Genomic DNA, 18,706 nt, shown 5'->3' with positions numbered 1-18,706 from the left:
TCCAATCGATCAACGGAAAATCATTATTGATATCAAATCAAACTTAATGGTGTGATGCGCCTCGAAATATACGGGAGGACGCGCATGCCGTATGCGACGGGAGAGCCCACGGCCGAACAGATCTCGGCCGTGATGGAAGATTTTATTACCTTGGAAGGTCCACTTCTGCCCATGCTGCACGGCTTGCAGGCGGAATTCGGCTATGTGCCCCAGGCAGCGGTCGAGCTGATTGCAGAGGCGCTCAATCTCTCCAAGGCGGAAGTTCACGGCGTCATCTCCTTCTACCATGATTTCCGCAAGGCCCCCGCCGGGCGCCACGTCGTCAAGATCTGCCGGGCAGAGGCCTGCCAGGCCGTCGGCGGCGAAGCCCTTGGCGAGGCGGTTCTGGCCAAACTCGGCCTGGACTGGCACGGCACAACCCGCAACGGTGCCGTCACTCTCGAACCTGTCTACTGCCTCGGCCTGTGTGCCTGCGCCCCTGCCGCGATGGTGGACGGCAAGGTCATCGGCCGTGTCACCGAAGATCGCATGACGCGTATCCTCCAGGAGGCCGGTGCATGAAGATCTTCGTTCCCCTCGACAGCGCTGCCAAGGCACTGGGTGCCGATGAAGTTGCCGCAGCAATTCAAATCGAAGCCGGCAACCGTGGTCTCGATGTCACCGTGGTGCGCAATGGCAGCCGTGGCATGATCTGGCTGGAACCGCTTGTCGAAATCGAAACCGACGGCACCCGCAAGGCTTTTGGCGCCGTCACAGCCGAAGACGTTCCTTCTCTTCTGGACGGCACGCTGGAAAGTCTCGGCACGGTGGAAGACATCCCCTTTTTCGCCCGCCAGACCCGGCTGACTTTTGCCCGTTGCGGCCTGATCGATCCGCTCAGCCTCGCCGAATACGAAGCCCATGGCGGACTTGTCGGCCTGAAACGCGCTCTTGCTCTCGGTGAAGAAGAGATCGTTGCGGAAGTCACCAACTCCGGCCTGCGCGGCCGTGGTGGCGCAGGGTTTCCCACGGGCATCAAGTGGGACACGGTCCGTAAGGCAGTTTCTGCGCGCAAATACATTGTCTGCAACGCAGACGAAGGTGACAGCGGCACCTTCGCCGACCGCATGCTCATGGAAGGCGATCCCTTCACGCTGATCGAAGGCATGATCATCGCCGGCCTCGCCACAGGGGCTACAAAGGGCTTCGTCTATATTCGCTCCGAGTATCCGGACGCCATCGCAGTCATGGAAGCTGCTGTCAGGATCGGTCTCAAGGCCGGCCTGCTCGGCACAAACGTTCTCGGTTCCGGCAAGGCTTTCGACCTGGAAATTCGCACTGGCGCAGGCGCATACGTGTGCGGTGAGGAAACGTCCCTCCTCAACAGCCTGGAAGGCAAGCGCGGTATCGTGCGGGCCAAGCCGCCGCTGCCGGCGCTTGAAGGCCTCTTCGGCAAGCCGACCGTCGTCAACAACGTGCTCTCGCTGGCAACTGTTCCGGTCATTATGGAAAAAGGCGCGGAGTTCTATGCCGGGTTCGGCCTCGGCCGCTCCAAGGGCACCATGCCGATCCAGATCGCAGGCAATGTCCGCTACGGCGGTCTTTTCGAGACCGCTTTCGGCATGCCTCTGGGTGAGCTGATCAACGATATTGCCGGTGGCACCGCCAGTGGCCGGCCGGTCAAGGCTGTCCAGGTTGGTGGCCCCCTCGGGGCGTATATGCCCGTCTCCAAGTTCAACACGCCGTTCGGTTATGAAGAATTCGACGGCCAGGGTGGCCTCATCGGACACGCCGGCATTGTCGTCTTCGATGACAGGGCGGACATGCTGAAGATGGCCCGCTTCGCCATGGAATTCTGCGCTGTGGAAAGTTGTGGCAAATGCACACCGTGCCGGATCGGCGCCGTGCGCGGTGTCGAGACAATCGACCGGATCGATGCTGGCGATGCAGGGGCTGTCCACCTCCTGACGGATCTCTGCGACACGATGAAAGACGGCTCGCTATGTGCCCTCGGTGGGTTCACGCCCTATCCGGTCATGAGCGCCCTTACCCACTTCCCTAAAGATTTTGCCCGCCAGAAGGAGGCCGCCGAATGACGGATCTCGCCAACATCCATGACGATCGCGACATGGGCACTCCGGCAAAGGAAGGCGCTCCGGTCACACTGACCATCGATGGCTTCGAGGTCACGGTGCCGGAAGGCACCTCGGTGATGCGCGCGGCCTCTGAAATCGGTCTTCAGGTTCCCAAGCTTTGCGCCACGGACAGCATTGACGCCTTCGGCTCCTGCCGCCTCTGCGTGGTCGAAATCGAGGGCCGGCGCGGCACACCCGCCTCCTGCACCACACCGGTTGCGCCGGGCATGGTCGTTCACACCCAGTCCTCCAGGGTCAAGCAGATCCGCAAGGGCGTGATGGAACTCTACATCTCCGACCATCCGCTGGACTGCCTGACTTGCGCTGCCAATGGCGATTGCGAGCTGCAGGACATGGCCGGCATGGTCGGCCTGCGTGATGTCCGTTACGAGCCGGGCCGCAACCACTTCGAACAGCGTACCTCTGTTGGGCCGAACCCGGAGTATATCCCGAAGGACGTGTCCAACCCCTATTTCGCTTATGACCCGGCCAAGTGCATCGTCTGCTCGCGTTGTGTGAGGGCCTGCGAAGAGGTTCAGGGCACCTTTGCCCTGACCATCGAGGGCCGTGGTTTTGAAAGCCGTGTTTCGCCGGGCGCGGCGTTCGACGATTTCCTGTCTTCCGACTGCGTGTCCTGTGGCGCCTGCGTGCAGGCCTGCCCAACCGGCACGCTTCAGGAAAAATCCGTCATCGAACTGGGAACGCCGGAACGTTCCGTCGTCACCACCTGCGCCTATTGCGGCGTCGGCTGCTCGTTCAAGGCTGAACTCAACGGCGACGAACTGGTGCGCATGGTGCCTTACAAGCACGGCAAGGCCAATCGCGGCCATTCCTGCGTCAAGGGCCGCTTCGCCTATGGCTATGCAACCCACAAGGACCGGATCCTCAACCCGATGATCCGCGACAGCATCGATCAACCCTGGCAGGAAGTTTCCTGGGACGAGGCCCTCAGCTTCGCCGCCAACCGCCTGCGCGGCCTGCAAGAAAAGCACGGCCGCAAGTCCATCGGCGTGATCACCTCCAGCCGCTGCACCAACGAGGAAACCTTCCTGGTGCAGAAGCTGACCCGGGCGGTCTTCGGCAACAACAACACCGACACCTGTGCACGTGTTTGCCACTCACCGACCGGCTATGGCCTCGGTCAGACCTTTGGGACCTCTGCAGGGACGCAGGATTTCGATTCCGTCGAACATACCGACGTCGTCATCGTGATTGGAGCAAACCCGACCGACGGTCACCCGGTCTTTGCCTCCCGCCTGAAGAAGCGTCTGCGCGCCGGTGCCAAGCTGATCGTTATCGATCCGCGCCGCATCAATCTGGTGAAATCGGCCCACATCGAGGCGTCCCACCATCTGCAGCTGCGCCCCGGCACAAACGTTGCCGTTGTAACCGCCCTCGCCCATGTCATCGTTACCGAAGGTCTTTTCGACGAAGACTATATTCGCGACCGTTGCGACTGGGACGAGTTCCTGACCTATGCCGACTTCGTTCGCGATCCGCGCCACAGCCCGGAAACCAGCGAAGGCCTGACCGGCGTTCCGGCGGAAGAGCTGCGCAAGGCGGCCCGCTTGTTCGCGACCGGCGGCAATGGCGCGATCTACTACGGCCTCGGCGTGACGGAACACAGCCAGGGCTCGACCACGGTCATGGGCATCGCCAACCTTGCAATGCTCACGGGCAATGTCGGGCGAAAGGGTGTTGGCGTGAACCCGTTGCGCGGCCAGAACAACGTCCAGGGCTCCTGCGACATGGGCTCCTTCCCGCATGAACTTCCGGGCTACCGCCATGTGAAGAACGGGGACGTCCGCGCGATCTTCCAGGACATCTGGGGCGTTGAGATCGATGCCGAGCCGGGCTTGCGCATCCCCAACATGCTGGATGCCGCTGTCGATGGCAGCTTCAAGGGGCTCTATTGCCAGGGCGAGGACATTCTCCAGTCGGACCCCGACACCAAGCATGTGGCGGCCGGTCTTGCAGCCATGGAATGCGTCATCGTTCACGACCTCTTCCTGAACGAGACCGCCAACTACGCCCATGTCTTCCTGCCCGGTTCCACGTTTCTGGAAAAGGACGGCACCTTTACAAACGCCGAACGCCGCATCAACCGCGTGCGCAAGGTGATGGCGCCGCGCAACGGCTATTCCGACTGGGAGATCACCCAGATGCTCGCCAACGCCATGGGAGCAGGATGGACCTATAGCCATCCGTCCGAAATCATGGCTGAAATCGCTGCAACCACGCCCTCCTTCGCCGGCGTCACCTACGATCTGCTGGAGGAAAAAGGGTCGGTGCAATGGCCCTGCAACGAAGCCTCGCCGGATGGCACGCCGCTCATGCATGTCGATGGTTTCGTGCGTGGCAAGGGCCGGTTCATTGTCACCGAATATGTGGCGACGGACGAGAAATCCGGGCCGCGCTTCCCGCTGCTTCTGACCACCGGCCGTATTCTGTCCCAGTACAATGTCGGTGCCCAGACCCGGCGAACCGACAACGTTATCTGGCACGATCAGGATCTTCTGGAAATCCACCCGCATGACGCGGAAAACCGCGGACTGAAGGAAGGCGACTGGGTGAAGCTGGCATCGCGTTCCGGAGAGACCACCTTGCGGGCCCATCTCACCGACAGGGTCAGCCCCGGCGTCGTCTACACCACCTTCCACCATCCGGACACCCAGGCGAATGTCATCACGACCGACTTCTCCGACTGGGCCACAAATTGTCCGGAATACAAGGTGACGGCGGTTCAGGTCAGCCTGTCCAACGGACCGACCAACTGGCAGGAAGACTATGCCGCCCAGGCAGCTATGTCCCGGCGGATCCTGCCGGCTGCGGAGTAACTGGTGATGGATCGCCCGCTCTCCCGCTCCATGCCCGGCTGTGCCGTCCACGCGGACGGCCAGGTGGCGGTCGCGAGAAGCCTGCCGGAGGAAAGCCCTGTTGCGCTCGTCTTTGATGGCACCACGCAGGCGGTGATGATGGCAACGCCTGGCGATGTTGCCGACTTTGCCGTTGGCTTCGCCCTGAGCGAAGGCACCATCAGCTCGATCACCGAAATCGAAGCCTTCGAGGAGGTCTCTCATGACCGCGGCATAGAGGCTCGACTTTGGTTACGCGCAGACCGCTCGAAACGGCTTCTTGCCCGCCGCCGTGCCATGGCCGGTCCGGTTGGTTGCGGCTTGTGTGGCATCGAAAGTCTGGATCAGGCCCTGCGGCCTTTGCCGAAGGTCGACGCAACAACAGTCCTGTCCCGCCAGGATGTGGCCAGAGCGACCGATGCGCTCAGCCGGCTGCAGCCGCTTCGGGACCAGACGCGCGCCACCCACGCCGCCGGTTTCCTCCAACCGGGCAAGGGCGTGGTCGTGGCGCGCGAGGACGTTGGCCGCCACAATGCGCTCGACAAGCTGATCGGCGCCCTTGCCCAAGCCGGGATCGCCCCCGCAGCCGGCGCCTTCGTCCTCACCAGCAGGCTGTCGGTGGAACTGGTGCAGAAATGCGCCTTCGCCGGTTGCCCGGCCCTGATTGCCGCCTCGGCCCCGACGTCGACCGCACTTCGCCTCGCAGACGAGGCCGGCATAACGGTCGCTGCATTTTCAAGAGACGGCGGGTTTGATCTTTACGCGCATCCAGAGCGCGTCTTATCCGGAGTTGCAGATGTCGCCTGAAAAGATGGTCTATATGGCCAACCAGATCGCCACCTTCTTCAAGACCCAGCCAGGCGTTGACCAGGCGGAGAAGGTCGCGAACCATCTTAAGGACTTCTGGGAGCCGCGCATGCGCGACCAGTTGAGAGCCCATGTGGAAGCCGGCGGTGCCGGTCTCGACGCGGTCGTCCTGGAAAGCGTGCGCAGGCTCTGACGGGAGGGTTTCCCTCTTCTTTGCCACGATACTGAAATTTGGAAATTCTGCCGCTGCGAATATGCGGCCCATCCTTCGAAGGGGACCTGACGGTCCTCCTCAGGATGAGGTCGAAAGGGAGATTTCGGCCTCGCAACAAGTACAACCTCATCCTGAGGAAGCGCGAAGCGCTGTCTCGAAGGATGGTCCACAAACTCCGGCCTCTTTTCAAATAAGACTACCCGCCGGCAGATACCCCGGCCGCTCCGCTGCCCGCAAGCGCCCCATCCCCGCGCCGTTCCCGCCCCCGGTAACGGACAAAGGTCTCCAGCCCGACCAGGGCATTCCTTTCAGACCCCTGAACCGATCTCGCCAGCAGTCCGGCGAGATGCGCTGCCGCCGCGCTGGCGCCCCGAATATCCTCTCGTCCCGCCGCGATCGGGCAAGCGCCATACGCTGCGTGCGGCAGGTCCAGCCGCGATAGGTCATTCGGCCTGCAGCGGGCATCCCCCTGCACTGACAGGACGCCTGTAATTGCCGCCGGATAGGCGTTCCCACCGCGCGCCGGAGCAGAACCGACAATCAGACTACCCGCCTGCTGTAGCCGGGCCACTGCCACCGACATCTCGATGGAAGATCGCGCCATGCCGAAGGCACACAGGACAATGTCGGGTGGATCTTCGGCAAGCCAGCTCAAGGCAGCGCAGATGGCGTCAAGCGTGGTCGAAAGCTGCCCCGGAAACACAACAGCGTTGAGAAGCAAAACATCTTCCGCATGAGTGCACACGGTCTGCACCATCGCCTCCGCATGCCCTGAGGCAAGTTCAGCGCCGTCCGGCCTGCAGAACCATTCCTGTCCAGCCAGGCCTGGCCAGTCCCCCGGCAAGGCACCGTCTATCAGCCCGACCCTGATCAAACCCCGACCTCTCTTGCTTGCAGCACCAGCTCACTGTCAAAGATCCCATACCGTTCCGTGTCCCCATGCGTGACGACAAGGCGGGTACGATCACCAAACCGGGTATCGATCCGGGTCATGATCCGTGACACCCGGTCCGCATCAACCTCCGAAAGGCTTTCATCCAGGATCAGCACCTGGAACGGCTGCAACAGGGCGCGGGCAAGGCACAGCCGCTGACGTTCTCCGCCGGAAAGGTCAAGCCCTCCCTCGCCAAGAACCGTTTCAAGTCCCTTGCCAGAAAACCGGTCCTCCAGCTCCACGAATTGCAGAACGGCATGCATGTCTTCCTCGGCTGCCTCAGAAGACCCGAGACAGAGATTGTCCGCCACTGTTCCGGAAAAGACATGCCCCTTTTGTGGCACAAGGGCGACAACCGTGCGGAGATCTTGAAGAGAGAGATGACGTAAGTCCGTACCATCCAGAAGGATCGTTCCGGCCTTCGGGTCGTCATGGCGTTGAAGCAGCGACAGAAGCGACGTCTTGCCGATGCCGGACGGACCGCACAGCCGGATTTTCTGTCCTTTTGGGACAATGAGGCTAACATTCTCAAAAAGCGGCACGCCGCCATCCGGTGCATAGGCAACACCTGCCAGCACCAATTCACCACCACCGGCAGTCAGTGGCACAGGTGATACCGGGTCCTGGACATCCGGTACGGCACTCATGATCCGGTCGAGCCGGTCGAGCGCCGCTTTCATGCGCGCCTGTCCGTGCCAGAGGGAAATGAGCGACTGCATCGGCCCGATCAGGAAGGCGAGATAGGCGGTGAAGGCGATCAGGGACCCGAGCGGCATGGTGCCGTCGATCACCGCGAGCCCGCCAACCAGAAAAACCGCACCACGCAGGATCGCCGTCAGCACCATCGGCACTGCCCGCGTTACTTCGTTCCACATCTGCGCAGACATCAATGCTGCGACAAGGCCCTGTTGCCGTGTTTCGATCCGTTTTGCCGCAGCTCCGGTCGCATTCAGCGCCCGCAGTGCGGAAAGCCCGGTAATCGTCTCCGCAAGCCCGGATGCGAGCACACCGCGCGCTTGCCGTACCTCAGTTGCCTTCGCCTGGGTGACGGGTCGTGCACGGGCGAAAAACAACAGTTCGACCGGTGCCAGCGCCAGTGCAAGAAGAGCCAGCTTGGGCGCCAGCACAAACAACATGACCAGGCCGCCGACCAGTCTCAGAAGGCTGCCACCACCGTTCACCAGCACGGCAAACGTGAATTGCTGTACTTCCCCGGCATCGCCATCAAGGCGGCTCATGAGTTCGCCGATGGATTGTTTGGCCTGCCAGCGGGGCGACTGGGCAAGGATCCTGTCCACGGCCGACCGGCGCAGGTCCTTCAGCAGCCTTGCCGAAAACCTCAGGTGCAGCAAGGAATTCAGTGCGCCCAGCGCCAGTGCTGCCAGGCCAACTCCAAAAAGGATGGCCACAAAAACCACAAGCGCGTGCTTGTCGCCGGCCATCAGGCCCCGGTCGATGACAAGCTTGGTCAGGTAAGGCGGCACAAGCGCCGCACCTGCCGCCACAAGGGATAACAGGAACAGCATTGCCAGCGGCCAGCGGTATGGCGCGACCAGCGGCACCAGCCACGCCGCCTCACGGATGCCGAAGACCCGGTTGAACAACCCACGCAGCAGCGAAGGCCGGGTCGACATGGTCCCGGCCCGGTCTGCTCCTCTCAAGGAAACTGCCTGTTTCATCCGTGTTCCTTGTTTGCAACCTCCCCATTGTCATCCCCGCGAAATTGAGGACCCGGTAACTACCGGCAATGAGATTGGAGCACTTCAGTTGCCATCGGGAATACCGGGTCCCGATTTGCCGCTGATGCGGTAAATCGGGACGACAACCGGGATCCTCGCAGGTTCGGTTCTCTCCTAGCTTCCGGTGCTGATCACCTGCATCGTACCGGCGGCCATGTCACCGCCCGAAGGCAGGAGGATTTCACCGATACGTTCCAGGGTTTCTGCATCATAGACGCCAATGTCGTCATTGGTGCCGCCGACATAGATCTCCTTGCCGTCGGACGAGATGTTCACACAGTAATAGGTGTGTGGCAGGTCGACCCGCTTGATCAGCTCTTTCTTCTCGACATCATGCTTGGAAAGCTGGGTGTAGACACCGTAAAGCTTGCTCTTGTCGTTGGGGTCACGCACGGCGGAGAACATGATCACTTCCAGGCTGGCGAAATCCTGGATATCGCTTTCCCCAGTCGTCAGATCGACCGACTGGTACCCCCAGACGAAATCGGCAATCTCGCTCATCGACTCGTCGGTGAACTTGGCGGCCGAATAAAGCAGCATGAACTCGTCTGCCTGTGTACCGATAGGCCAGAAGGCAAGGACGTCCGGCGGAGAATAGGTCGGCCGGTCCCAGGTGGCATTCTTGATCTTGATGGAGATTTCGCCGGTCTTCGGGTCAATCGCATAGATCTCGTGCCCGGCGGCATAGAGCATGCCGTCACGCCCGGTTGCCATCACCGTCATGCGGCGCGGGCTCGGGAACGTGCGGGCCGGTTTGGCGTCAAGACCGGCTGCTGTCTCATAGACCGCGATTTCCGGTTCAAGAACCTCGTATCGGTCGGCAAGCAGCCGAACCGGATTGCGCACCGTGTAGACCTCCTTGCCATCCTTGGAGACGGCCAGCGAGGCGATCGATTTGCGCCGGATGTCGCTTTCTGACTGATGCGCGGAAAACACCGTCTCGCAGGTGGAAAGGTCAATACCGAAAACATCCTCCCAGCGATTGCCGAGGATATAGGCGATCTTGTTGTCCGGCGAGACGACGATGACACCGGGGATCAGGTTGAAGTCGAGCTTGCAGTCGGTCTCTATCGTCCTTGCCTTGGCGTCGATCACGTAAAGCCGGTCGGGCTTTGCGGCCGTGACAATCAGATCCTTGGCGAGGGCTGGCAGAGCGGTAAGGCTCAAGGCTAGGGCTGCGCTTGCCGCAGCAATAAGGTTTCGCATCGGGTTTCTCCGAATATCTTGAAGGGCGTCTGCCGGTCAGGTTTCGCTGTCGGACGGGAAAACCGTTCCGAGCGAGCGCCAGTCCTTGCCGGCATTGTCGGCATCGGCGTTCCAGTCCCGGTAGGAATTGATCGTGTCCGGCACCTGGGCCGGCCACCAGCAAGGGTCCGAGCAGCCATAAAGATCGGCCTCCATCGGTTGGCACAGGGCGGCGACACCGCCGAACGGGTCGACTTCCCAGCCGGGATCGAGGGTCGATGTGCAACCAACCACAACGGTCTGCATGGCCCGCACTTCGTCCATCTTGTCGGTTTCGACCGCAGTGACGACGCGGTCGGCTTTCTGGTTCAGGGGTTTCAAGTGTCTCATTTGCCGAATGCCCTCCGAGGCATGATGTGATCCGAAAAGAAAGCCGGAGCGCCGGCGATCAACTCGCCATAGACGCCGATGCCAAAATCCACCCAGTCGCGCATGAGGTCGCAATAGTGGTAGGTCGGCTTCATCGGATCGGAGAAATGGGCGTAACTCTCGTGATAGCAGCCACCCGCACAGATGTTGCGGATGCGGCAGGTGGAGCAACCCTTGTCGGTGCGATCCGCCCGGTCTTCGATGAAACGGGCAAGCTTCTGCTTTTCAATGCCGCCGTCGACCGTGCCATAGGTCTCCATGTCGGACCCGGTGAACCGATGGCAGAGATTGAGACCGCCCTCGTGATCAACCGCCAGCATGCCGAGCCCTGCCCCGCAAGGCAGTGCCTTTGACCGGCCTTCGTAAAGGTCGTTCATGAGCTGGTGCATGTTGGAAAAGCCGATGTTGCGACCAAGAAGCGCTTCATCCCGGTAGTGCCGTCCAAGACGTTTCATCTCGTCGAACACTGTCTGAAGCTCGTCGCCGGTCAGGTTGAACGGCGCGATGGGACCGGAGGTCACCGGCGAGAAGCCGACTTCATGAAAGCCGATTTCGTTTTTGAGGTGATCCCAGATCTCGTAGACGGCAGTCACGCCACGGGTCAGCGTCACTCGCCCGCCGACCGGGCGGGAGGTGTAGCGTTCCAGCAGCATCCTGGTCTTGGAGGCAACGACGTTGTAGGTGCCCTTGCCGCCGACAGTCTTGCGGTTCTTGTCGTGAAGCGCCTTCGGCCCGTCCATCGAAACGGTCAGACCGAACCGGTGGGCATTGAGCCAGTCGACGATCTCCTCGGTCAGAAGCGTCGCGTTGGTCGTCAGGGTAAAGTCGACACGCTTGCCGAGATTGCCGAAGCGGTCTTCCGCATAGGCAACGACTTCCTTGATCAGGGCCAGGTTGCTGAGCGGTTCGCCGCCGAAGAAGACAACATTGTAGCTATCCCGGTCGGGGCTTTCCGCCAGCAATAGTTCGATCGAGCGCTTCGCCGTTTCGAACGCCATGCGCCGGCCCTTGGACGGCGTATCCAGATCTTCCTTGTAGCAATAGGTACAGGAAAGATTGCAGCCCGTGTTGACGTTGAGAACGATCGTCGTCAGCGGGAAGTTCTGGATGTGGATAGGCGGCCGTTCCGCCCGTGGCGGGCGGCCGTCGGTGATAATGTCGAGATCGAGAAACGAACGGATCCGTTCTGTTACCTCAAGCGGATCGACCCGGCCGCTGAACCGTTCCCGGACATCGGCTTCGGAAACCCTGGTCCGGTCTCTGAAGAGGTCAATCACGTCATTGTCGAGCCGGTCGATCTCGAACAGAGATGTCGTCGGCACGTGGAAGAGCAGATGGCGTCCGTCCACTTCGACCCGGTGCGCATTCTGCGGCTGAAAAAAGAGATATCCCATGATTACAAACTCCTGTTTCAGCGGATCGGGGGATCGTTCCAGCGCTGCACCGTGACGATGAGCTGACCTTCGCCGGTCGCCTCGCCGCTGGTTGCCAGCACCTTCAGATTGCCCGCATTGTTGGTGGAGAACGGACGCTCGGTATTCGGACCTGCAACGCCAGGCATGAAGATGCCGAGCGTTTCATCCATCACACCTGCATATTCCGTATCTTTCAGGTGCTCGGCCTCTTCGTTGAAGGGCGCAACCGACCAGGATGCCGGCACGGAGCCGATGCGGATATCGTCCTCGGTCCCCGGCTGACCGTCCGGACCATTCCAGTAACCGACCGCATCGAAGCGGGCGGGAACCTTGCCGGCAGACCCGCCACCGCCGCCGACACGGGCAACGGCAAAGGCCGGCTCCACCTTGAGGCTGTCGACATGGCTATAGACCGCCAGCGTGTCATCCGTGGTGGTGTCTCCGGACGCAACCGTGATCAGGCCATCGGTATCCGCCGCGGGAGAGACTTCAATTGCGGATCCATAGGCGTTGGTCGCGCCGCCGGTGGCTTCAAGCGCACCGCTGAGGGCAACATCGCCAAGCCCTGTGCCGACGATCTGGACCGTAGCGCTGCTGCCGGCCGGAACCGTGGACGGAACGACGCCGACGATCGCAGGAGCACCGCCAGCCCTGACCGCCCTGAACGCACCACCGAGGCTGTCTTCGGCATGCAGGAACTGGCGGCCGCTCAGGCTGCTGCCGTCTTCGGAGATCGCCAGGATCTGCCGGTACTTCGTTCCGCCAATGTCCAGGTTGGCGCGCCATTCGTAGCCGGTATAGACGTTCAGCTTGCCCTCTAGGGTCAGCTCCTCGCCGCCGACGGTCATCAAGGTGCCGGAAACCGTATAGGGCTGACTGTCACCTGAGACTTCAAGCGTGCCGTAGGCTTCGCCCTTCTCCGGCAGGCTGGTTGCGAACACCCAGCTTCCATCGGCCTCCGGCTTCTGTGCCTCCAGCCACGTGTTCCAGGCGTCGGACTCGAGCGGATAGCGCTCGGCCAAAAGCGGCACCACTTCCTCACGAGCCAGTTTCAGCCATTCACGATCACGCCCGAGCGCCTGATATTCCAGGGTTGGCCATTGACCGACATGGAAATCGATATGGAGCGCCCATTCCTCCTGTGTGCGCCGCTGAAGCTTGAAACGGGCGGCTGAATGGCAACGGGAGCACATTTCGCCGAGCGGAGCCTCGACCTCTTCCATATGCGCAGGTTCACGTTCCAGAACGTAACGCAGCCCTTCAGTCTCGCTGGGGGCAAGACCTTGCGTGTCCGATAGGTAGTGCACCAGCTCGCTCTGCACGGCAGGCTCTATTTCCATGCCATGGAAGAGCCGCATGCGCACGATGGTCATCAACCAGCCTTCGGGCGTCTTTCGCTGACCGCTGATGCGGCTGAGCGCACCGTTGTCGTCGGCCATGTGACAGCCGCTGCAATTTTCCTCCAGAAGCGTGGCACCGTCCTGCGCCCCCGCCGGAAGAGGCATCAGAAGCATGAGCCCGGCAAGGCCGGCCAGATGCCCCTTTCGCATTCGTTTGATCATGCTGTTTCCCTCGTTTTGGTCTGCTGTTGTTTTGTGCGGCTCAGCGAGCCATGCAGAAGTCCGCGGCTCTTTAGCCAGCCGAAGGCGGCCTTGAGCGCGGGAGACGGTGCGCCTGGCGGTGGCTGCGCCAAGGCGGAAGACGGAAAGAAAGGCTTCAGGTCGCCCACCGGAATGCCCGCGACATAAGCAACGCCGCCGGGATCCTGTGGCGTCACCAGCACTTCGCGCTCGACCAGGCGGTTATTTTCGACAACAACGCGCTTGTGCAGGCTGGTCTCGAACACGGTTGGATGGGACGGTTCGTCATCCGGCCATGAGACCCGTTCCGCCCAGAAAGGATTGCCGGAAAGGCCTGTTTCCAACCGGTAGAAATCGCGCCCTGTTCGCGCCTGACGCCAGAAGGTTTCCACGACGCGGTCCCGGTAGAACCGGGTGGCAAGATGGCTTCCTTTCTCCACGTTCTCGAGAACGGTCAACACGCTCGGCACCGCAGAAAGCGCGGACGACAGGGCCCAGAACAGGCCGTGACCGGACAAGGGATCGATAGCAACCGCGGCATCGCCAACAGGGATGACCGGCAGCTTCAACCGTGGAGCTGCCAGAACAAGACCGGCCGAGCGGGCAATCAATGGATCCTGGAAGACGAGGTCAGAGAAGCGGCCAGCAAGTTGGTCCTGGGAAAGGAATCGGGCCATTCGATCCCGCAAGGCTGCTTGTCCGGCTCCAACGAGATCCTCCGCGCCAATGGAAATCTGCAGCCAGCGGCCAAAACCCGGATCTTCCGCCACCCAGAGCCAGCCTTCAGGGGTGGCCTCCACATGGGTACCGGCGGCGCCTGCAGCTTGCGTGGCCAGTCCTGCAATTGCCAGGGTCTGTGGTCCCTTGAGGCGCTGGGCGGTAGAAGTCTGCCGTCCACGTGCATCGATCAACAGGCGAGCGCGGACCTCCTCACCAGTCGTAAGCTTCAACACGACGCCCTGCTGTTCGTCAGAACTCAGGATCCGGCCAAGGCGCGCCTGCCGGGTTTGTGCACCTGCCTCAATGGCTGCACGCCTCAAGGCCTCGTCGAAGACATGGCGTCGAACCAGCCGCTCGCCATTGGCCGCTCCGGCGAGGCCAGCCCATGTCACGTGTCGGGGTAAGGGGTCGCTGGCAGCACCCAGCGTGTTGCCAAGTCCCTTGGCAATAAGAAGCTGCGCCACCCGCTCGCCGAGGCCTTCCAGCCTGGGCCGGCAGGTTGCCGGGTCGATCAGGAGCACGCTGAGCCCGGCACAGGCCAGCTCACGCGCTGTGAATGCACCGGCGGGTCCACCGCCGGCCACTGCCACATCGATGCAGGTCACCAAATCTGTTCCCTCGTCCGGACGCCCAAGTTTTCAAGGTGCTGAACCGGATCTCTCTGTACCTGCCATTAGAGAGAGGGCTTTTTCGTACTTCTCGACAATTTCGGCCAATCTTTGCCGGCCTATTGAAATCCCGAACTGGTCAATTGCAACAACTCCGGAACTCTGCTGTAGTTGAAGCTTCCACTTGCCGTTTACTGCGGCAGGTGGGCCAAGCGGGACTTTCGGGAGAGGCGGGGGTCATGCCAACAGGTGCCACGATCATCGCAGGTGCCTTGAGCGGTCTGCAGTCAATGCTGATCGACAAGGGGCTGGAGCCGGCAGCTCTGGGACGCCAGAGCGGCGTGCCTGTCGACGCCTGGCAGGACGCACACTTCGAAATCCCGCTTTATGCGTTTGTCGAGATCTACGAGCACGGCGCCGCCATGCTTGGCCAACCCGGCATCGGCTGGCAATCAGGCCCCAGGCTCAACCTTCACGACCTCGGCGAACTGGGCGAAGCCCTTCTGACTGCGTCCACCGTCGGTTCTGCGTTGCGAACGTTCGAACGCTTCATCAAATTCATCCAGAGTGAGACGGATCTGCAGCTGACCGTCGAAGACGGCGTTGCCACCCTCACCTACCGTATCCTCAATCCGGATATCTGGCCGCGCAGGCAGGATGCGGAATTCACGCTTTCCGTTCTGACAGAGCTCATCCGGCGTGGTGCCGGACCCAACTGGCAACCGGACCTCATCTGCTTCGAACACACGGCGGCGCGCCCGCTGTCGATCTGGGCCGAAACCGCGGGCAGCTTCTGCCTGTTCGACTGTGAAACGAACGCGCTCAGCTTTCCTGAAAAGGTCCTGTCCGCCTCAATGCCGCGCGACAGTGGCGGTGGCCATCGCAACGCCCTTGCCAGCTTGAGCGAGGCGCTAGCCAACAAGGCCCGCACCAAGTCTTTGACCGCACGCACACGCACAGCCATCTACGAAGGGCTCGGCGCCGGGACGTCCGACCAGGAAGCCGTTGCCCGGCGCCTCGGCCTGTCGCGCCGCAGTCTGCACAGGCACCTGGGTGAGGAAGGCTTGCGCTTCTCCACGCTTCTGGACGACTGCCGCTACCGCATAGCCCGCCATGCCCTTGTCGACACCAGCCATTCCCTGGCGCAGATCGCCTTCGAACTGGACTATTCCGACCAGACCGCTTTCGAGCGGGCGTTCAAGCGCAAGACCGGCATGACTCCGAAGCAGTATCGGCAAAGCTACGGCCGAACGCCTGCGCGCTAGCTGACGCCTGAAAGACAGACCAACGACACGTATCTCGCCTCCACGCCACTTACAGCGCCCCTGCCAGTTCGGGATGCGAATAGGCCTGCGGATAAGGCATTGGCCGGAACGGCCCTAGCGGCACGACGTTGTTCCAGGAGCGCCCGAAATACCCCTGCCTGCAATGGACCAGCGAAGAACTGTCGGCAACACCCGGCAAGGCATGCACCCGGCACAGCCAGTGCCAGAGATTGGGATAGTCCAGGATTCGCGCGCCGTTCAACTTCATGCGCACAAAATAGACCGGGTCGTGCCGGTAAAGCGTCGGAAACAGCCTCAGGTCGGCTTCCGTAAAGCTCTCCCCGGTGAGAAACGGTCCACCATTCGCTGCCAGCCGGTCTTCCAGCTCTGCCAGCATGGTGAAGTAACTTTCGTATGCTGCCGCATAGACGCTCTGGTCGGAAGAAAAACCGGCCTTGTAGGCGCCATTGTTTATGCGTGTGTAGATTGCCTCGTTCAGGGCATCGATCTCCGACTGCAAATCCACATCGTTCGGATAAAGGTCAGGCCTTTTTTCCTGGACTATCGTACTGCCCAGCGCCCCCGCATGCGCGTTGAGCATGCGGATGATCTCGGCGCTTTCGTTGTTGACGATGCGCTGCTGCTTCTTGTCGTAAAGAACCGGGACGGATCGTTCATCAGATCCTTCGGCGCGGTATATCTGTTGCACCAGGCGCAGCCCCTCGCCCGTCGCCGTTTCCTCAGTGCATTCCGGCAAGGGCGCCCCCGTCAGGCTCGCAATCCGTCCGGGATTGAATTCCCAAAGGTTCTCCCCTGCCGGATCGTCTTTTTCAGTCCGGCCCGGAAAGGCGACATCCATGGAAACACCGGACTGAAGCCCGAGGATGTTTCGGGCGAGGGTTACACGGTGGCACCAGGGGCAATTGAGCGCGACAAAGAGATGATATCTCCCGGGTTCAGCCGGGAAATCCGCATCGCCGATAGCAGACCGAAAGCCGCTGACACCGCGCACGAACTCTCCTTGCGCACGTCGGCCGGCCGCATCAGACTGGTTTTCTTCCTTGGACAAATCGGCATTCGGCTTGGGCATCGTCTTCCTCCGGGGCTGTCAGTCTAGAACCAACTAGCGGCCGGGGGCAAAACCGCACCCGGCCGCTAGTTGCTGTTATCCGCGCAGGCGATGGTGAAGAATGATCGGGACTGCCAATTCCTCTTCATCACTCAGGTGGCGCGCCAGCAGGCTTTCAATCGTCCCGGTTACCGGCTGCAGCTTGCCGGCTTCCTCGCGCGCCTGCGCTTCGTCCAGCTGGACTAGCTTGATGGCGCGATTGGCGGTTTGCGAGAGCTGGAACAGCGTCGCATCCAGCGCCTCGTGGTCCTTCTCCAGGATCTCCAGTCCCTTCTCGAAACGCGGGTCGGCCTCACAGAGTTCCGGAAAGTAGCTCTTGTCTTCCCAAGTGTGGTGACCATGGAGATTGCGTACCAGCAGATCGCCGTAACGAGAGAGCCTGGCAGCAAAATCGTCCGGGTCTCTCAGCTTCTCCAGATAGGCTTCCGTTTCGAGCCGAACCAGTTCCGCCAACTGCCGGAACATCACATGTGCCCCCAGCCAGTTGCTGGTTTTCTCCTTGAAACCGGGATGTGCCTCCCAGGTATCGCGCGGATACGCATCCAGCAGAATGCGCATGTCCGCGGGCATCTCCGTGGTGCGAATTTCAATATCTGCGTTCATGACGTTTCCAATCTGATTGTTGGCGGGCCGGATCGGAAGACACCTGGCGTGAAACGGTCCGGCACTTCAGGTCCTGCCACAGATAGGAAGTTGCAAATTTCATAACCAGATATCAAAATCAGGGATCAACGTTCTGATTTGGAGAACACTTGGGACAGATAGAAGACCTGCGCCTGTTCGTTCAGGTGGTTGCCAGTGGCAGCATCTCGAAAGCTGCTGGAGAACTCGGCATTGCCAAGTCGGCCGTCAGCCGCCGCCTGTCCCTCCTGGAAGATCGCTATGGGACCCGTCTCATCGACCGCTCGCCCGGCCACTGGGACCTGACCGAGCCCGGGCGCGAACTCTTTCAGCGCGCGAGCCGCGTTGTCAGCGATGTCGACGATATCGAGGACGATTTCCTGAGCAGCGGAACAGCCCCTTCCGGGCCCTTGTCGATTTCGATACCCAGAGATTTCGGCCACGGTTTCCTCAATGCGGCGCTGATCGATTTCCAGGCTCGCCACGCGGATATCCAGCTGACCGTGGATTTCGATGACCGGCTGGTCGATCTCGCCAGAGAGAACTACGACTTTGCGATCCGTATCACCCAAACGCGGCCCGAAGATGCCATCACGCTGAAACTGGGCACCGTGGAGCATTGCCTCTTTGCCAGCCCCGACTACTTGCACCAGCACCCTGCGCCGCAATCGATCGAAGATCTGCAGCAGCACCGGCTTCTTCATTTCGGCTGGGCCAGGCGGACCGTTTGGGAGTTCCAAACGCAAAAAGGCAAGCGCCAGCAACTTGAGTTTCAGCCCGCACTCAATTCCAACAGTGGCGCGTTCCTGCTGGATGCAACCATCCTGGGGCATGGCATCAGCCGTCTGCCGGATTTCATCGTGACGGGCGCACTGGCAGCCGGAAAGCTGGTGCCCCTGCTACCGGACATCGCTGTGCCGGCCTGGGGCATCTATCTGCTCCACGCCCGCGAACGTCGTCTCAACCGTCGCATGCGCCTGTTTGCGGAGGAGATCCAGGCAGCTTGTCTTTCCGGCCTTGGCAACGAGCCGCAAGTCCCTGCCCCGGACTGAAACCCTTCCGCACTGAACCCCATGCAACCCGAAGTCTAG

General features: G+C 61.3%; 16 protein-coding genes. 7 read left to right on the top strand and 9 right to left on the bottom strand.

The genetic code is table 11. The features are described 5' to 3' along the window. The first annotated feature begins 84 nt into the window (after positions 1-84). The 5 genes from B0E33_RS22615 to B0E33_RS22595 are packed head-to-tail and all read left to right on the top strand — an operon-like array spanning position 85 to position 5,969. Positions 85-561 carry a formate dehydrogenase subunit gamma gene (locus tag B0E33_RS22615; protein ID WP_055656660.1) on the top strand — a complete coding sequence of 159 codons (477 nt, stop codon included), beginning with the start codon at positions 85-87 and terminating at the stop codon, positions 559-561. Then, positions 558-2,075 (top strand): formate dehydrogenase beta subunit, encoded by a 1,518-nt coding sequence (locus B0E33_RS22610; RefSeq protein ID WP_077292492.1) that lies wholly within the window; start codon positions 558-560, stop codon positions 2,073-2,075. The genes B0E33_RS22615 and B0E33_RS22610 overlap by 4 nt, the downstream gene beginning before the upstream one ends. 32 nt (positions 2,076-2,107) lie before the next feature. Further along, on the top strand, positions 2,108-4,951 hold the full coding sequence (fdhF, locus tag B0E33_RS22605; protein WP_208997903.1) for a formate dehydrogenase subunit alpha: 2,844 nt from the start codon (positions 2,108-2,110) through the stop codon (positions 4,949-4,951). 6 nt (positions 4,952-4,957) lie between these two features. Continuing rightward, positions 4,958-5,776 carry a formate dehydrogenase accessory sulfurtransferase FdhD gene (fdhD, locus tag B0E33_RS22600; protein ID WP_077292490.1) on the top strand — a complete coding sequence of 273 codons (819 nt, stop codon included), beginning with the start codon at positions 4,958-4,960 and terminating at the stop codon, positions 5,774-5,776. Then, complete coding sequence (locus B0E33_RS22595) at positions 5,766-5,969, top strand: formate dehydrogenase subunit delta (RefSeq protein ID WP_062488321.1); 204 nt, start codon at positions 5,766-5,768, stop codon at positions 5,967-5,969. The genes fdhD and B0E33_RS22595 overlap by 11 nt, the downstream gene beginning before the upstream one ends. Before the next feature lie 217 nt (positions 5,970-6,186). On the opposite strand, the gene B0E33_RS22590 is transcribed toward B0E33_RS22595, so the two are convergent. From B0E33_RS22590 to qhpG, 7 genes are all read right to left on the bottom strand, one after another. Then, a complete protein-coding gene (locus B0E33_RS22590) occupies positions 6,187-6,864 on the bottom strand; it encodes a S8/S53 family peptidase (protein ID WP_077292489.1) in 678 nt (225 codons plus the stop codon). Next, a complete protein-coding gene (locus B0E33_RS22585; RefSeq protein WP_077292488.1) occupies positions 6,861-8,603 on the bottom strand; it encodes an ABC transporter ATP-binding protein in 1,743 nt (580 codons plus the stop codon). The genes B0E33_RS22590 and B0E33_RS22585 overlap by 4 nt, the downstream gene beginning before the upstream one ends. Before the next feature lie 174 nt (positions 8,604-8,777). Beyond that, positions 8,778-9,869 (bottom strand): quinohemoprotein amine dehydrogenase subunit beta, encoded by a 1,092-nt coding sequence (peaD, locus tag B0E33_RS22580; protein ID WP_023000784.1) that lies wholly within the window; start codon positions 9,867-9,869, stop codon positions 8,778-8,780. Positions 9,870-9,905: 36 nt separating this feature from the next. Continuing rightward, complete coding sequence (gene qhpC, locus B0E33_RS22575) at positions 9,906-10,238, bottom strand: quinohemoprotein amine dehydrogenase subunit gamma (RefSeq protein ID WP_006932572.1); 333 nt, start codon at positions 10,236-10,238, stop codon at positions 9,906-9,908. Continuing rightward, complete coding sequence (gene peaB / locus B0E33_RS22570) at positions 10,235-11,671, bottom strand: quinohemoprotein amine dehydrogenase maturation protein (RefSeq protein WP_077292487.1); 1,437 nt, start codon at positions 11,669-11,671, stop codon at positions 10,235-10,237. Before peaB ends, qhpC begins: the two co-directional genes overlap by 4 nt. 17 nt (positions 11,672-11,688) lie before the next feature. Then, entirely contained in the window at positions 11,689-13,254 is a 1,566-nt protein-coding gene (gene peaA, locus B0E33_RS22565; protein ID WP_206051390.1) for a quinohemoprotein amine dehydrogenase subunit alpha, read from the bottom strand. Then, a complete protein-coding gene (gene qhpG, locus B0E33_RS22560; protein WP_208997685.1) occupies positions 13,251-14,597 on the bottom strand; it encodes a flavin-dependent monooxygenase QhpG in 1,347 nt (448 codons plus the stop codon). The genes peaA and qhpG overlap by 4 nt, the downstream gene beginning before the upstream one ends. A gap of 242 nt (positions 14,598-14,839) precedes the next feature. Between qhpG and qhpR the strand changes: the two genes are divergently transcribed. Further along, positions 14,840-15,865 carry an AraC-like transcriptional regulator QhpR gene (gene qhpR / locus B0E33_RS22555; RefSeq protein ID WP_062488315.1) on the top strand — a complete coding sequence of 342 codons (1,026 nt, stop codon included), beginning with the start codon at positions 14,840-14,842 and terminating at the stop codon, positions 15,863-15,865. Positions 15,866-15,914: 49 nt separating this feature from the next. Here qhpR and B0E33_RS22550 read toward each other — a convergent pair whose 3' ends face one another. Together B0E33_RS22550 and B0E33_RS22545 are read right to left on the bottom strand one after the other, a co-directional pair. Next, positions 15,915-16,955: a glutathione S-transferase C-terminal domain-containing protein gene (locus B0E33_RS22550; protein ID WP_077292485.1), complete on the bottom strand. Its 1,041-nt coding sequence runs from the start codon at positions 16,953-16,955 to the stop codon at positions 15,915-15,917. A 75-nt stretch (positions 16,956-17,030) separates the two neighbouring features. Beyond that, positions 17,031-17,597: a hemerythrin domain-containing protein gene (locus B0E33_RS22545; protein ID WP_077292484.1), complete on the bottom strand. Its 567-nt coding sequence runs from the start codon at positions 17,595-17,597 to the stop codon at positions 17,031-17,033. A gap of 149 nt (positions 17,598-17,746) precedes the next feature. On the opposite strand from B0E33_RS22545, the gene B0E33_RS22540 reads away from it, so the two are divergent. Continuing rightward, positions 17,747-18,667, top strand: a complete 921-nt coding sequence (locus B0E33_RS22540) for a LysR family transcriptional regulator (protein WP_077292483.1) — start codon at positions 17,747-17,749, stop codon at positions 18,665-18,667. Positions 18,668-18,706: the final 39 nt, after the last annotated feature.

Origin of the sequence: Roseibium algicola (assembly GCF_001999245.1) — a bacterium.
In the GTDB taxonomy this organism is placed as follows: Bacteria; Pseudomonadota; Alphaproteobacteria; order Rhizobiales; family Stappiaceae; genus Roseibium; species Roseibium algicola.
This window is presented reverse-complemented; position numbering and strand designations above follow the sequence as displayed.

Excerpts from the sequence above, each read along its gene's own strand:
- peaB (WP_077292487.1), bottom strand. The coding sequence starts at position 11,671 with ATGGGATATCTCTTTTTTCAGCCGCAGAATGCGCACCGGGTCGAAGTG.
- peaA (WP_206051390.1), bottom strand. The coding sequence starts at position 13,254 with ATGATCAAACGAATGCGAAAGGGGCATCTGGCCGGCCTTGCCGGGCTC.
- B0E33_RS22595 (WP_062488321.1), top strand. The coding sequence starts at position 5,766 with ATGTCGCCTGAAAAGATGGTCTATATGGCCAACCAGATCGCCACCTTC.
- B0E33_RS22585 (WP_077292488.1), bottom strand. The coding sequence starts at position 8,603 with ATGAAACAGGCAGTTTCCTTGAGAGGAGCAGACCGGGCCGGGACCATG.
- fdhD (WP_077292490.1), top strand. The coding sequence starts at position 4,958 with ATGGATCGCCCGCTCTCCCGCTCCATGCCCGGCTGTGCCGTCCACGCG.
- B0E33_RS22615 (WP_055656660.1), top strand. The coding sequence starts at position 85 with ATGCCGTATGCGACGGGAGAGCCCACGGCCGAACAGATCTCGGCCGTG.
- peaD (WP_023000784.1), bottom strand. The coding sequence starts at position 9,869 with ATGCGAAACCTTATTGCTGCGGCAAGCGCAGCCCTAGCCTTGAGCCTT.
- B0E33_RS22610 (WP_077292492.1), top strand. The coding sequence starts at position 558 with ATGAAGATCTTCGTTCCCCTCGACAGCGCTGCCAAGGCACTGGGTGCC.
- B0E33_RS22545 (WP_077292484.1), bottom strand. The coding sequence starts at position 17,597 with ATGAACGCAGATATTGAAATTCGCACCACGGAGATGCCCGCGGACATG.
- qhpC (WP_006932572.1), bottom strand. The coding sequence starts at position 10,238 with ATGAGACACTTGAAACCCCTGAACCAGAAAGCCGACCGCGTCGTCACT.
- qhpR (WP_062488315.1), top strand. The coding sequence starts at position 14,840 with ATGCCAACAGGTGCCACGATCATCGCAGGTGCCTTGAGCGGTCTGCAG.
- fdhF (WP_208997903.1), top strand. The coding sequence starts at position 2,108 with ATGGGCACTCCGGCAAAGGAAGGCGCTCCGGTCACACTGACCATCGAT.
- B0E33_RS22550 (WP_077292485.1), bottom strand. The coding sequence starts at position 16,955 with ATGCCCAAGCCGAATGCCGATTTGTCCAAGGAAGAAAACCAGTCTGAT.